The organism is Maridesulfovibrio sp. (assembly GCF_963676065.1).
Classification (GTDB): domain Bacteria; phylum Desulfobacterota; class Desulfovibrionia; order Desulfovibrionales; family Desulfovibrionaceae; genus Maridesulfovibrio.
This window is the reverse complement of record NZ_OY780933.1, coordinates 2,221,004-2,234,498: the sequence shown is the minus strand read 5'-3', so window position 1 is coordinate 2,234,498 and position 13,495 is coordinate 2,221,004. Positions and strand designations below refer to the sequence as shown.

Annotated in this window: 11 protein-coding genes; 5 read left to right on the top strand and 6 right to left on the bottom strand. The window is 42.9% G+C overall.

Going from position 1 to position 13,495, the window contains the following annotated elements:
- Positions 1-97: 97 nt before the first annotated feature.
- Both ACKU35_RS09870 and ACKU35_RS09865 read right to left on the bottom strand, forming a co-directional pair.
- Complete coding sequence (locus ACKU35_RS09870) at positions 98-1,501, bottom strand: sigma-54 dependent transcriptional regulator (protein ID WP_319759056.1); 1,404 nt, start codon at positions 1,499-1,501, stop codon at positions 98-100.
- A gap of 3 nt (positions 1,502-1,504) precedes the next feature.
- Positions 1,505-3,328, bottom strand: coding sequence for an ATP-binding protein (locus ACKU35_RS09865; RefSeq protein WP_319759055.1), 1,824 nt, complete (start codon positions 3,326-3,328; stop codon positions 1,505-1,507).
- Positions 3,329-3,571: 243 nt separating this feature from the next.
- On the opposite strand from ACKU35_RS09865, the gene ACKU35_RS09860 reads away from it, so the two are divergent.
- From ACKU35_RS09860 to ACKU35_RS09845, 4 genes are all read left to right on the top strand, one after another.
- Complete coding sequence (locus ACKU35_RS09860; RefSeq protein WP_319759054.1) at positions 3,572-3,988, top strand: periplasmic heavy metal sensor; 417 nt, start codon at positions 3,572-3,574, stop codon at positions 3,986-3,988.
- A gap of 37 nt (positions 3,989-4,025) precedes the next feature.
- On the top strand, positions 4,026-4,304 hold the full coding sequence (locus ACKU35_RS09855; protein WP_319759053.1) for an SHOCT domain-containing protein: 279 nt from the start codon (positions 4,026-4,028) through the stop codon (positions 4,302-4,304).
- Between the two features lie 371 nt (positions 4,305-4,675).
- Positions 4,676-5,599 carry a tyrosine-type recombinase/integrase gene (locus ACKU35_RS09850; RefSeq protein ID WP_319759052.1) on the top strand — a complete coding sequence of 308 codons (924 nt, stop codon included), beginning with the start codon at positions 4,676-4,678 and terminating at the stop codon, positions 5,597-5,599.
- A 48-nt stretch (positions 5,600-5,647) separates the two neighbouring features.
- Positions 5,648-6,769 carry a hypothetical protein gene (locus ACKU35_RS09845; RefSeq protein ID WP_319759051.1) on the top strand — a complete coding sequence of 374 codons (1,122 nt, stop codon included), beginning with the start codon at positions 5,648-5,650 and terminating at the stop codon, positions 6,767-6,769.
- On the opposite strand, the gene ACKU35_RS09840 is transcribed toward ACKU35_RS09845, so the two are convergent.
- Entirely contained in the window at positions 6,764-8,233 is a 1,470-nt protein-coding gene (locus tag ACKU35_RS09840) for a pentapeptide repeat-containing protein (protein WP_319759050.1), read from the bottom strand. The genes ACKU35_RS09845 and ACKU35_RS09840 overlap by 6 nt on opposite strands.
- Before the next feature lie 425 nt (positions 8,234-8,658).
- Between ACKU35_RS09840 and ACKU35_RS09835 the strand changes: the two genes are divergently transcribed.
- On the top strand, positions 8,659-9,549 hold the full coding sequence (locus tag ACKU35_RS09835) for a DUF1566 domain-containing protein (protein ID WP_319759049.1): 891 nt from the start codon (positions 8,659-8,661) through the stop codon (positions 9,547-9,549).
- Positions 9,550-9,602: 53 nt separating this feature from the next.
- Here the strand turns inward: ACKU35_RS09835 and ACKU35_RS09830 are convergent, their stop codons facing one another.
- The 3 genes from ACKU35_RS09830 to ACKU35_RS09820 all read right to left on the bottom strand — a co-directional run bounded on the left by ACKU35_RS09830 (position 9,603) and on the right by ACKU35_RS09820 (position 13,465).
- Entirely contained in the window at positions 9,603-10,901 is a 1,299-nt protein-coding gene (locus ACKU35_RS09830) for a tetratricopeptide repeat protein (RefSeq protein ID WP_319759048.1), read from the bottom strand.
- A gap of 343 nt (positions 10,902-11,244) precedes the next feature.
- Positions 11,245-11,652, bottom strand: coding sequence for a bacteriohemerythrin (locus ACKU35_RS09825; RefSeq protein ID WP_319759047.1), 408 nt, complete (start codon positions 11,650-11,652; stop codon positions 11,245-11,247).
- A 22-nt stretch (positions 11,653-11,674) separates the two neighbouring features.
- Positions 11,675-13,465 (bottom strand): adenylate/guanylate cyclase domain-containing protein, encoded by a 1,791-nt coding sequence (locus tag ACKU35_RS09820; RefSeq protein WP_319759046.1) that lies wholly within the window; start codon positions 13,463-13,465, stop codon positions 11,675-11,677.
- Positions 13,466-13,495: the final 30 nt, after the last annotated feature.

Sequence of the window (13,495 nt, the reverse complement as noted above, 5' to 3'; positions counted from 1 at the left end):
ATTCTAAATCAGCAAGAGCTGTTCAAACCCACATGGAGCTATGAACAATCCTTGCATAATGTCTATATCTGACCATAGGTTCGAGGCCGATTGAGCCTTAATAGAGACTCTTTTTATCAAGATGATGCAGGTCTATGGAATATTTTTTAATCTTGTTATCCAGTGTGGTACGGGTGATATTGAGAATTTTAGCCGCCTCGCTTTTGTTGCCGCCGGTGCGGATCAGGGTTTCATGGATGGCAATCTTCTCCACCTCGTGCAGGGGCTTACCGCCTATTGAAGGCGAAGCACTGCCCACCTGAACATCCTCTTCCTGCATTATAGGTAAATCCCCTGTGATTGACGGGGGAAGATCCTTTTCGGAAATGTATTCTCCGGCGGTCAGGATGACAGCCCTTTCCACTGCGTTCTCGAGCTCGCGCACATTTCCAGGCCATGGGTAACGGTTCAGCCGGTTCATTGCACCGGGAGTGAAGCCTTTGATTTTCTTCCTGTTGCGCTCGGCATATCGCCCAAGGAAATGACTCGCCAGCAGCGGTATGTCTTCGCTACGTTCGGCTAAGGAAGGAATTTTCAGGCTGACCACATTCAGGCGATAGTAAAGGTCTTCGCGGAAATTTCCCTTTTTAGATTCTTCGAGCAGATCGCGATTGGTTGCGGCGATTATGCGCACGTCCACACTCAAAACCTTATCACTGCCCACTCTTTGAACCTCTCCCTCTTGAATGGCCCGTAGCAGCTTGGACTGCATCGGCATGGGGATTTCGCCCACCTCATCAAGAAAGAGAGTTCCCCCGTCGGCCTGAACAAACCTGCCCTCACGTTTTCTATCGGCTCCTGTGAAAGAACCCTTTTCATGCCCGAAGAGCTCGGATTCAAGAAGGGTCTCGGTCAAGGCCGCACAGTTTACCGTAACCAGCGGTGAATCGCTGCGGTTACTGCCTGTGTGGATGGCCTTGGCAAAAAGTTCCTTACCGGTTCCGCTTTCTCCGTTGATAAGCACTGTGGCCTCGGTTGCGGCCACGGTTTTAACCATATCCAGCAACTCCTTGATAGGCCGACTTCTGCCGATGATTCCAGAAGCTTGCCCGCCTTCGGAAATCTTTTCCTTCAGGCTGCGATTTTCCTTAATAAGGGTCATATGTTCTAGGGAGCGTTCAAGGGTCAGCTTGAGTTCATCGAAATTCAAGGGTTTGGTCAAATAATCGTAGGCCCCGATCTTCATGGCTTCCACTGCCGTATCCACAGAAGAGTACGCTGTCATAATGACCACCGGAATGGACGGATTTATCTCTTTAATTTTAGAAAGGGCTTCAATACCGCCAACCTTTGCCATACGCACGTCCATTAGCACTGCGTCAAATGGTGCTTCACGCACTTTTTCAATGGCGTCGCCTCCGTCTTCAACCCCTTCTGGACTATGCCCCCATCCCGAGAGGATGGTACAGAGCATGGAAAGGTGGGCCTTATCATCGTCCACGACCAGTATGGATGCACTCATAATTTATTCCTGTCTTTCCGGTGATGCCGGAATTGTGATGATAAATGATGTTCCTTGAGTTCCGCTGTATTCAACCTCGATGGTCCCGCCGTGGGCTTCCACTATCTTCTGCACTATGGCCAACCCCAGTCCGGTTCCTGATGGTTTGGTTGTGTAGTAGGGGTCGAAGATCCTTGAAAAGTCATCACCGGGCAGCCCTCCTCCGGTATCCCTGACCGTTATTCTAAGCCCCTGTTCCGCCAACCCGGCTGAAACGCCCAATATACCGCCCTCCGGCATAGCCTGAATGGCGTTGATATACAGGTTGATGAGGGTCTGGGCCAGACGGTCCGGGTCGGCAGTTATCCGTGGCATGTCCGGGGCGACATCAGTCTCAATGGAAACGGATGCGGACTCGGCTTCCTGACTCACCAGCCTAAGCGAAGATTCTATCAGGGTTTTCACATCAGTTTCACGCAGCTTTATGTCTGCCGGACGGGCCATCTCAAGCAGTTCGGATATAGCCCGATTCAGCCTTTCCACTTCGGTAGTCATAACTTCGGCGGCCTTGCGGTTGTCGCTGTCTTCTGGAAACAGGGAACCGAAGTAGGTGGCGTAGCCCTTGATAGAGCTTAAGGGATTGCGAACCTCGTGGGCCACACCGGCGGCCAGTTGGCCTATGGCGGCAAGGCGGTCTGCCTTGCGGATCTGTTCCTGAAGCTGCCGGACCTGTGTAAGATCGCGAATCATATAGACCATGCCCAAGTGTTCGCTGTTTCCGGTCCGTATTTCGGTTACGTTCACCGCCACGGGAATCACAACGCCGGACGGTTTTTCCAGTTCCATCTCGCTGTTGATAATGGGGAATCCGGTCCGCCGAACTTCATCGCCCAGACTGATTATATTTTCGGGTAATATTGCCCGGACAGTTCGTCCCGGGTTGAAGACATCCTTTGCCAGCATCTGCCTTGCAGTGGGGTTGATAAAATTGACTTCACCCTTGGGCGAGCAGGAAACAATTGCTTCCGGCAGGTTTGCGACAATCTCCTCTGTCAGTGCCCGGTTATCCTGCAAAAGTTTCCGGGAGCGCAGGTGACTGTTCATCCAGAAAAGGGAAACGAATCCACCAAGCCCCAACAGCAGCAAGGTCCCGGACATGGTCAAGGTCAGCGAGAGATCTTCATTTATCGCGGCCTTGAAGGGGGTCATGTCCATGCCTATGAAAATGAAGGTTCGCCCGTCCCCGTTTATTTGTCTTCTGTCAGGGCGGGAATGCATCCGGCCCATTCCACCATGACCGGAGAAAAAATTGTTATCACGCCACGAATTTCTGCCTCCCATCATTCCCATGTGCCGGGACGTGCCGTGCGAATCGTGTCGTAATCTTCGCTGAGTCGGGGCAAAAAGCTTGTAGACCTCAAATGCTTCGGTTGCATGCCGAGAGTCCATAACACGCCACTTGGTACTGTTGGAGGGGGACAGCCTCTTCAGTCCTGCCGGAGCAATGAAAGTACTGCCGATTGTATTTTTCTCGCTTGAAGCGACGACTCTGCCGTCTCCGTCGACTATGGTAATGTAGAGGATGTCGGGCAATGCGGCTGTTTCATCTATAAGCTGTTGAATGTTTGCCCCCTGTCCAAGGCGGCCCATCATCCCCGTGCGGGTTCCGGCCTCAAATGCACGGATCAGGGCGGTTCCTTTCTCGCTCAGCACCCTGCCCGTATATTCTTTTTCCCGATTATAGTTCATGAACGCCAGAGTGAGCACCACGGCCACAAGTATCAGGCTCGTACCGATGACTATCCACGGCGAAACATTACCCAGATATGACTTAAGCCTATTTTTCATTTTCCTTCCCGGATTTTGTCAGCCCCGGCTGTCTAAAAGTTGGACAGTTAATCTCTGACCGTGTCTATTTTTTAAACATCTGCTTAAAATTTAAGCAAGCGGTGAAAAGCTGACATCAAATCATTTTTTTAATTTTTAGTATTTATTTTAATATCTTATACTAAACAACACCATTTTGGCATCGCTCTTGCCTTATACGATGCAAAAGGCGTTCAAAAATTTAAAACCAAACGGAGATAACAAATGAAAAAGACAATTATCGCAATCGCAATGGTACTGGCAGCAGGAATGGCCTTCACCACCACCAACGCCCTCGCATGGGGAAATGGACCGGGGCATGGCATGCACGGAAGACAAATGATGGGTGGTGGACAGATGATGGGCGGCTACTATCAGCAGGGTAATAATACTGCGTATCAGCAATTTCTCGATCAAACCCGTGATCTCAGAACTTCACTCAGAGCCGATCGCGCAGAACTTCAGGCAATAATGGCCGGAACCAATCCTGATCCTGCAAAGGTTCGCACTCTTGTTGAAAGTATCGCCAAGAAGGAAATCCAGCTTTCTGATCAGGCCAAAGCCAATAACGTTTCTTTCGGTCGCATGGGCCCCAGAGGCGGTGGATACAACTGTCCTGCAGGTTACGGACGCAGCTGGTAGTTGAAAGATAAACAGGCCAAAATATCAGGAGCATAATATGTATGGATGTAACTATCTCGGATTCGGTCCCGGAGGAAGCTTTATGGGTAGCGGATTAATGGGTGGAGGTTTTTTGGGAATGTTCATAAATATACTGATTATCGCACTTATCGCATACCTCATTTTCAAGCTGGTTCAGAACCTCGGCAATAGCGGTGTAACGAATCCCCGGAAGAGCAACCGCAAGGATTCAGTCCAAATTCTCAGGGAAAGATTCGCAAGGGGCGACATCGACGAAGATGAATACCTTAAAAGAAAAGAAATCCTTGAAGATTAAGTAACATCCGGGTGCGAAAATACAGTGAGCAATGATTGAAGCCTTCCCGCAAAAATGCGGGGAGGCTTCAAATTTATTTTTGGCGATGAATTCGGACTTGATTATATGGACCTTGCAAGCGCGGGCTTCTTTACCCTTGCTACCAAGGAAAATAGCGTGAGCTAAAAGACGACTATACATATCATCTGGCAATAACTTTATAACTGCTGACTAATAAAACCTGAATAAAAATCTAGCGAAAACATTCAAAACAGATGAAAGACCCAGCCAGCTATTTACCCTTACACAGCTCCATAATTATTGCATATATATCAATTGCATACTCCTTATTTTTGTCTCATTAAGTCAAATAATCAAAGGAGATACTATATATGAAATTCAATCGAGCTATTAAATCATTCCTGCAGTACTGTTTAGTAGAAAGAGCACTCTCCCCATTGACTCTAAATGCATACCAAAAAGACCTTGATCAATTCTTAAGCATTACTGACTCAGAAAATTATGACGTAACATCTTTAGATAAAGAAATAATTAGGTCATATTTATCAGTGATTAATAATGGATATAAACCGAAAACATTAAAGCGAAAGCTCGCAACTTTAAAATCATTTTTTAATTTTTTAGAAAGAGAAGATCTTATACCTGTTACTCCATTTAGAAAACTTCATATCAAGATTGACAGATCTAAACAATTACCAAAAACAATAAAAGAATCATCTTTATCTCAAATTTTAAAATACGCATATCTTGAACAACAAAAATTTTGCCAATCCAGCAAAGCCTATATGGAAATTACTAGAGATATTTGTGTAATAGAATTACTCTTCGCTACAGGAATTAGGGTGTCAGAATTGTGTGATATAGCACCTCAAGAAATTGATCTAAAAAATAATAAGCTAAAAATAAATGGTAAAGGCAACAAACAACGTATGATTCCACTATGCGAAAAGAACTCACTCAAAATTTTAAAAGAATATACCCGCCTTTATAAAGACAAATTCCATGACTCTACATCATTCTTTCTAAACAGAGACTTGCGGCCACTCTCCGATCAATCTGTAAGGCGAATTATCAAGAAGTACAGCAAAATTGCCGGGATAACTGAAAACATAACCCCTCACATGTTCCGCCACACCATTGCGACCATGTTGCTGGAAAACGGCGTAGATATAAGAAATATTCAAATATTACTAGGCCATAGCTCATTATCTGTCACAGAAATATACACTCACGTGAGCCTTTCATCACAGCGGGACATATTGGTAAAAAAACATCCGAGGAGAAAGATTAGGTAGGAGAGAAGTATTGATAACTAGAAATTATGCGTGATTAGGAATTGGCGGATGCTAATAAACGAACTTTCAGCCTTAGAAGATATAGAAAAGATAGAAGATGAATATTGCAAAAAATATAGAATTAAGCCGACAAATGTGTCATGGTGGAACCCCTCTTCTGACTTTAAAGCAAGAACATCATTTGCTCTCAATATTCCGTTCATAGACAACGTCGTTGATTACTCTTTTTCGTATACTCTAGACTGTCATGAACAATTAATTGATAAACTTGGCTTTGCACAAAACGATAAAAGCAGCCTTGTCACCCCAAGTGGCTCAGTCTCATTGGTTTGTGCATTAAAAAAAATTCGAGATGAAGGATACAAAAGGGTTTTAGCGTTATCTCCCCATTACTTTACTGTTCCACATATTGCCAAAAGCCTAGGAATTGAATTCGACAGAATTTATGTCAACAGAACAAGTGATGGATATTTATTTGATGATTTTGCACTACCCTGTGATACAGTGCTATGGATTACAAATCCAATATATTGTTCTGGGGTATATTATTCCACTTGCGAAATTGAAAAATTTAGAACTTTACTTGAGAGTGGAGTAAAAATTGTTGCAGACGAATGTCTGGCAGAGTCAGGGAAAGAGCTTTCCCGTCACTTAGGCAGGTACACCAACTTTACAGGCATCTACTGTCCACATAAAACGGTATGCATGAATGGCATTAAATTCTCGTGCATAGTTAGTAATAAAGCAGACCAAAAATATTATGACCATTGGTCTGATGCAGTATACGGATGCTTAAGCTCCTCTAATGTTACAGCACTATGTCACTATTTGTCTGATGATTTTGAAATATATGACAATACATTCAGAGATAATTTGAAAAAAACATGGAACGACCTTACTGATCATTTTCATAAAATTCCTAATATTAGATACGACTATAATTCGCACGGCTATCTTAGAATGGTTTTCGTTACAGATAAAAATGAAAGTATTCTGGATGGAGAAGGTTTAAAAAAATGTATCATGGATAGTGGCGCAAGTTTTATACCTGGTTCTCGAAATCATTGCTCAAAAGAATGGGGGCTCGGATTCAGAATTAATCTTGCCGCTGATTCACCTCAATTTCGTGGAGCTCTGGTGCGTTTGCTAAAAACATTGGCTCTTTTATGATTTTTTTACATCGACAGAAATAAAATTAGAAATATCAAGTCCTTTGTGGAGTGAATCAGACGAGAAGTCAGAATCAAGGGCATGTTTTAAAAAAATTTCCAAAGCCTGTTGAATTTCTGGAGGGATAGGATGCTTAGAGCTTTGCGCAATTTCTTGATATTCTTTAGGGGGGCCATCATTTAACGCCTTAACTCGGGCATAAACTTCAGTGAGTTGAATTAAACAACCGTTGAGCATCCAAAGAATTAGTTGAAAACCAAAAACTGCTGCTACTGTTGTATATATGTAATATATAAAAGAACCTTCTTTTGTATTAACTATCCTTGATTTAGTTTTAAATCCACTGACTATATATGCCACATTGTCAAGTAAATTACATAAGTCAAACTCTAGTTCTCTCTGAAATGACATTATAAATTCAGCTTCACACTCTAGTTCGACATTCCCAACACTAGACAAATTATTAGCTAGATTGTCTTGCATAGACACAATATTTAGCATTAAATTATTTGCTAAAGTTTGTAGAGCCTCCATATTTTGAGACCCAATACTATCGCTTGACGAAAAATATCGATGCGAAAATTTTAGCAAAGACTGCACGCCCAAGTACGGAAGAGATTCAAGTCTTAAAAGAAGATTAAATATGTTGCCAATAAACAACATATCTTCTTTTTTGACAATAATATTATTCTTAATACTAAGCTCAATATACAAACAAAGATATTCAGTAAACTCCATTGGGGACATAATTCCAAAATTAAGCCTAGCTATGCCTGCTTGTAAAACCCATCTACGTCTTTCGTATTCATTTATTATTGACGATGCCAATTCATGCTTATCGTTCACACCTTCTTCATTGCCAAGAAAAACGAAATCATTATCGATTATATTTTGTTCGTTTATCCCATAGATAAGGCCAATACTGTCAAGATTAAAACTAACATTTAAAAAACTACAATTTAAACATATGTGCAGCAAAAAAGTGCAGTTTCCAAGCGAGGTTGTTATAAATTCGCAGTTTACATATTCATTCAACATTGTTGTGGAACCTGTGAGGTCCATTTTGTTAAATTTGCACAATTTGGCAGAAGACTCTGTAAAGGCACTCTTTTTAAAGGAACAAGTCTCAAAAATACACTCTGTAAAGTTACAATTTTTTATAAAAGCAGAATCAAATATGCACTCTTTAAATACTGTATTAGAAAAATCGCATGACCTTATATCAGCAAGCTCAAAACTTGTTGATTTAAATTTGCAATTTTCAATTCTTGTACCCTCAAAATCGCATCTATGAAATGTGCTACTAGACACGACAGTCTCTCTAAACAGAGAACCAGCAAGTAAAGATTGAGTTACATTTATATTGTGCAACTTTAAGCCAGTCATCTTTTTGTATGTTAAATCACTTTTGGGTTTGAATTCGTCTAAGGTAACACAAGACTCTGATAATGATGGGACGAGCATACTGTTATTCCTAATCACGCATAATTTCTAGTTATTTAACCATTTAAAATAAATTTAAAATCATTTCTACACATACCTAAGGCAGCTAACACCTATAATACTATAACCAAGCCAACGCAACATTCTTTTTTTAAACAATGCCTTATATATAGATAAATAGTTTTTTGCTATTTGTATCGGTACCTTGCACCTCCAAGACAATCTTCACGTGCACCCAATATTTTATGATTTGTGGTCAATTAACTTTGCTAATACAGGCCTATCTGGAGGCAGTAGCTGCTCCCCAAATTATACTTACGAACGGCACTAACCGGGAAAAACAGCCACGCCACCTTGACATCTATTTCAATGAAGGAAACCCTTAGGTAGCAGAAATCATAACCGTAGATCAGATCGACCGCTCATTAGTCACCGGAGAATTATACATGTCTGAGAATCGCTTCATCACTCATGAAAACACGGTCTTGGATACCGCTACAGGACTGACATGGACACTGAATGCGGCTGTTACATTTACCGGTCTTCCGTGGTTGGAAGCACTGCAGTTTGTGAGCGAAATGAATAAGCAGAATAAATTTGGGAAGAATGATTGGCGTTTACCCAACAGGCGCGAGCTTAATTCACTTATCGACTATAGCGAGAAACAACCGGCTATGCTTAAGGGACATCCGTTTCAGGATGTCTGGAAAGGATGGTACTGGACATCAACAACATATGCGGGCGCTACGGATTATGCTTGGAGAGTTCAGTTTACCGGTGGCCGGATGTTCTTTGGTAAAAAGGTCGAAGATTCCCTTGTATGGCCTGTACGCGGTTCATCTGAAAAACTTTTACAAACAGGACAGACAGCATGTTTCGATGAGCAGGGCAAAACAATTAACTGCACGGACTCAGGTCAAGACGGCGAAGTAAAAGCTGGAATCAGCTGGGACGGATCACGCTTTCGTAAATGTGATAATGATGTAGAAGATCTGATGACAGGACTCTGCTGGTCAAGACAGGCCAGCCTCACAGGGAAGCAAGTCAGCTGGGCTTCGGCCATGAAAGCAGTCAAGGACATGGCTCGTCAGAGCGGAGAGAGATGGCGCATGCCTACAATTCAAGAGCTGGAATCATTAACCGACTGTTCACAATTTTCCCCGGCTCTTCCGGCAGACCATCCATTTATCGAGGTCCCGGAAGCCTGCTGGTCCTCAACCACAAGTGGATTTGACCCTGACTGGGTATTTTGCCTGTACTGGAAAAAAGGAGCTGTTGGTGTTGGTTACAAGGCAAATGAAGACTTCCATGTATGGGCGGTAAAAGACTCTCGGTGATCCTTGATCAGCCGAGGGTATTCCTCATTACACTTCGGAATTAATTCCTCTCGTTAGCGGCACTCCCCTTCTTCACGCAATAATTTTAATGCCGTACCCACTCCTAATTCCGCGCCCTTTTCGGCATCTCGGCAAGCGTTATCATAATCTCCCAGACTGAAATACGAAATCCCGCGGTTATTATATACCCAACCATCTGCGAGACCAAAAGCAATGACCTTGTTGTAGTCTTCTACTGCTTTTCTGTGCTCATCCATCTCAAAATATACATTTCCACGGCCATAGTAAGCAAATCCATCTTCTGAATCCAGAGCAATGGCCTTATTGTAATCTGCTAATGCCTTACGGTTCCGGCCCATTGCAGAGTAGGATTCTCCGCGATAATAGTATGCTGATTCGTACTCAGGATCCAAAGCAATTGCCTTTGTGTAATCCTGTATTGCAATTTCGAATTGACCGTTATTGAGATAAACTGTTCCACGATCTGAATATGCTCTGTAGTAGTCGGGATTCAATTCAATAGATTTATCGTAATCACGTATCGCATTTTGGGGCTGGTCCATTAATTTATATACATCACCTCGAAAACGGTACGCTTCAGCATTTTCTGGTTCAAGTTCAATTACTCTGTTGATATCGCGCAACGATTTATGAAATTGATCATTAATCTGGTAGTAAAAGGCTCTACTATAGTATGCCAGTGCATACTCAGGGTCCGTGGCAATGGCCTTATTATAATATTCAAGTTCTTGGTTTGAATCTCTTGCACTCCATCCTTTACTGAGCCAGTCGGACGCAACCAATCCCTCAGTGACCTGCGTATATTCCTCTTTAAGTCCTTGCCGTTGCTCGTTACTACCATTCTTTAAATTCTCATTGTCCGCTTCCAACCTCTTAATCCGTTTCAAAAGCTCTACCTGACGCTTTTCCAACTCCCTATAATTTTCAAGAGCGCGCCGGTCTTCAAGAAACGCCTTAACCCGTTGCTCCAACACGGATTGATCCACACGAACCAGGGCCGTAACTTCAATGCCGAAGGAATCGCCCTCAACATACTTTTTTTCTTTCAATATTTCCGTGCTGAGCACTCCGGCGGCAATGGCCATAATGTCGTCAGATTCCAGCATGCCATCGCGAACCTCGGTCAGACTTTCGATATATGTGCCAGCTTGTTCCAAAGCACTGCGCTTGGCACGCGTCAGGGCCGTAATCCGGGCGTCCTCGGGCGATTGCACCCCTCCAAACGGCTGGCGAATTGTTTTAGTGATGGTTTTTATCTGGGCGTAAGCCAAGTCCCCAAAGCACAGCCCCACCATTAATACCAACAAAAGCGTAAGATAACGAATTCTCATTATACAGCCGGTTCCTTATTTCTATTGTTTTCAGCAACAGCAGTATCCAACACAGCAAAACCAGAGGAGAGGTCCTCTTGGTCATCATAAAATGTAACTCAAATATATATGACTGTATGTCCGTCAAAGCACCTACATTATCCAAATCGAAAGTGCCAACAGTTGCAGCAGGGTTGCTCTCGCTTACAGTATTAAGGAAGGCGATATTTTTAGGACCTAAGATAATGAGGAATTCGCTATGCTCCGGTTTTCCTCCCGCTCAAGTCCATAAAAAAAGGGCTGACGGTCAATTTTTCATTGATAGCCGCAGCCCCTTTTCTTGTATTTATGAAAAAAGCTTGAATCAAAATATTCCTTTACTGTTTAAGAAATCCCCGGCCTCCTGATCCAGACCCAAAGTGTGCGTAGTCAGCCATTCATTCAGAAAATCCAACAGATCGAATGATATCGTCGCATTATCATTTCTGAATTCATTTTGAATATTAACGGCCTGACGCGTTAGATCATCATGAACTTCTTTATGGTTTTCGTATCCGGGATAACCTGTTTCCTTAAACATTTTTTCTTCAGTGGCAAAATGTTCAACGGTGTAGTCAATCAAATCATCTAGGATAACGGATTGCATGGACTTATCTTCACCGCTAATAACAGACTGGTGAAGGCGGTTAAGAATGTCGAAAAGGCCTTTATGCTGCCTATCCACCTCAGCCACGTTGATTCTATACTTATCTTCCCAATCAATAAAAGCCATCTTCCATCTCCTTTGAAGGCGGTTACACAGAACTTACTCCAGTCCACCCGGAACCGGGAGGTACACGGAGAAACGTACTGCATCTTTTAATATAAATCGGTGGGATACTGTCTTCTGCGCAAGAATCAGCACAAATCTTAAAGATATCCAATGCTTTTTGAAATTCACCTTTCTTATAAAACTGCAACCCCTGAGTCATAAGCGGTATCATTTCCGATTTAGCGTCTCTTATTTCAGCTGGATCATTGTCAAATACTTCATACAGCACAACAGGATGCTCTTTCCCCTTAACCCGTACGGTATCAATTTCCCTGATGTGAAATTTATCAGGAGATTCCATCATTTCCAGAGCATCACCGGTAAGTACTATGCCTATCTTAAAATTCTTGGTTACGGACTCAATGCGTGAGGCCAGATTCACGGCATCACCAATAACAGTCGCCTGCATACGATAAGTAGTCCCAACCGTTCCCAGTGTAACTTCCCCGAAATGAACACCAATACCGATCTTAATAGGATCTTCACCATTCTCTTCTCTTTTCGTATTGAATGCATCCAGATTTACACGCATATCAATTGCGGCCTGTACTGCGTCATCAGGTTTTTCCTGAAACAAAGCCAGAAGAGCATCACCGTGAAACGAATCAACAAAACCTCTGTTAGATGAAATCGCGGGGTTTACTGATTGAAAATATTGATTCAGAAAAAGCAGCACTTCCTCAGGTTCCCGTGATTCGGAGATATGGGTATAAGAACGGATATCACTGAACAAAATCCCCATGAATCTGCGGACATGACTTTCCAGTGTAATATCGCGATACCGCTCTTTTTTAAGAAGAGTCAAAAACTCACGGGGCACGAAGCGCTCGTATGATTTGGTCATCTCCAGAACGGAAGTTTCTGTTTTTGCTTTGGAAAAACGTATCCTGCCGAGAATAAGGCAAATCACAGCAGCAACAAGGATCAATATACGGACAAAATGCGAGATATCACGGAACAGTTGATCAGTACTTTTATCTAAAGATGAGGTTGGGACGAACGAAATAACTTTCCAGTCACCGGCATGGGATATAATTTCAGCGGCAGAATCATGCTCTACCTCGCTTATGTTTATAGTGGTATAAGCGAACACTCCCTGCTCATTTATAACATGACCGGATTTATTCTTCTTTATCGCATCCCAGCTCTGCGGAAATCTGGTTTGAAATTTATTATCGGCTCTGTTGTCAAGCATGAACCCCCAGTTAATTTCAGGGTTTGGGCTAAACAGGTAATAACCTTTATTATTAACTAAAAATATTTCCTCACCCAATGCTTCATCGGGAGAATCAAGGTATGGAAAGAGATATTCACCCAGATAATTCAGAACCGCCAGCCCGCGTCTTTTACCCTCGCTGTCAAAGAGAGGTGTTGCCATTCTGATAGTCGGTTTATGCGGGATCTCCACTTCGCCCTGCTTTACATTTAAATCAAGCGGAGAGACATAAATCTGATCCCTTTTCAGAACATTTGCTTTGCTGAAACATTCTTTAGTACCTCTGAAAAACAGTTCTTTATCCTTGGCAACGACAGGGGCTCCGTCATTATAATAAATTTTAACAACTTCCATACCATAACGGTCAATGAGCCTGATCTGGTCATATTTCCGCTTAATTCTGGAAAGACTTACCAGATCAGCAAGATTGTCATGAGAAATAATGGATGTAAAAGCTTCAGTAGCCTCACTTAAACTTGCCAAATATAAAAGCTCGGCGACCGGCTCTCCGAATTCAAAAAGAATCATATCCCGGGCTGAATCCACATGTTCCTGCACCTGATTCTGTATCTCCGAGCAAACTTCATG

Bases quoted from the DNA above. Each gene is read 5' to 3' on its own strand.
- ACKU35_RS09870 (WP_319759056.1), bottom strand. From the start codon at position 1,501: ATGAGTGCATCCATACTGGTCGTGGACGATGATAAGGCCCACCTTTCC.
- ACKU35_RS09865 (WP_319759055.1), bottom strand. From the start codon at position 3,328: ATGAAAAATAGGCTTAAGTCATATCTGGGTAATGTTTCGCCGTGGATA.
- ACKU35_RS09860 (WP_319759054.1), top strand. From the start codon at position 3,572: ATGAAAAAGACAATTATCGCAATCGCAATGGTACTGGCAGCAGGAATG.
- ACKU35_RS09855 (WP_319759053.1), top strand. From the start codon at position 4,026: ATGTATGGATGTAACTATCTCGGATTCGGTCCCGGAGGAAGCTTTATG.
- ACKU35_RS09850 (WP_319759052.1), top strand. From the start codon at position 4,676: ATGAAATTCAATCGAGCTATTAAATCATTCCTGCAGTACTGTTTAGTA.
- ACKU35_RS09845 (WP_319759051.1), top strand. From the start codon at position 5,648: ATGCTAATAAACGAACTTTCAGCCTTAGAAGATATAGAAAAGATAGAA.
- ACKU35_RS09840 (WP_319759050.1), bottom strand. From the start codon at position 8,233: ATGCTCGTCCCATCATTATCAGAGTCTTGTGTTACCTTAGACGAATTC.
- ACKU35_RS09835 (WP_319759049.1), top strand. From the start codon at position 8,659: ATGTCTGAGAATCGCTTCATCACTCATGAAAACACGGTCTTGGATACC.
- ACKU35_RS09830 (WP_319759048.1), bottom strand. From the start codon at position 10,901: ATGAGAATTCGTTATCTTACGCTTTTGTTGGTATTAATGGTGGGGCTG.
- ACKU35_RS09825 (WP_319759047.1), bottom strand. From the start codon at position 11,652: ATGGCTTTTATTGATTGGGAAGATAAGTATAGAATCAACGTGGCTGAG.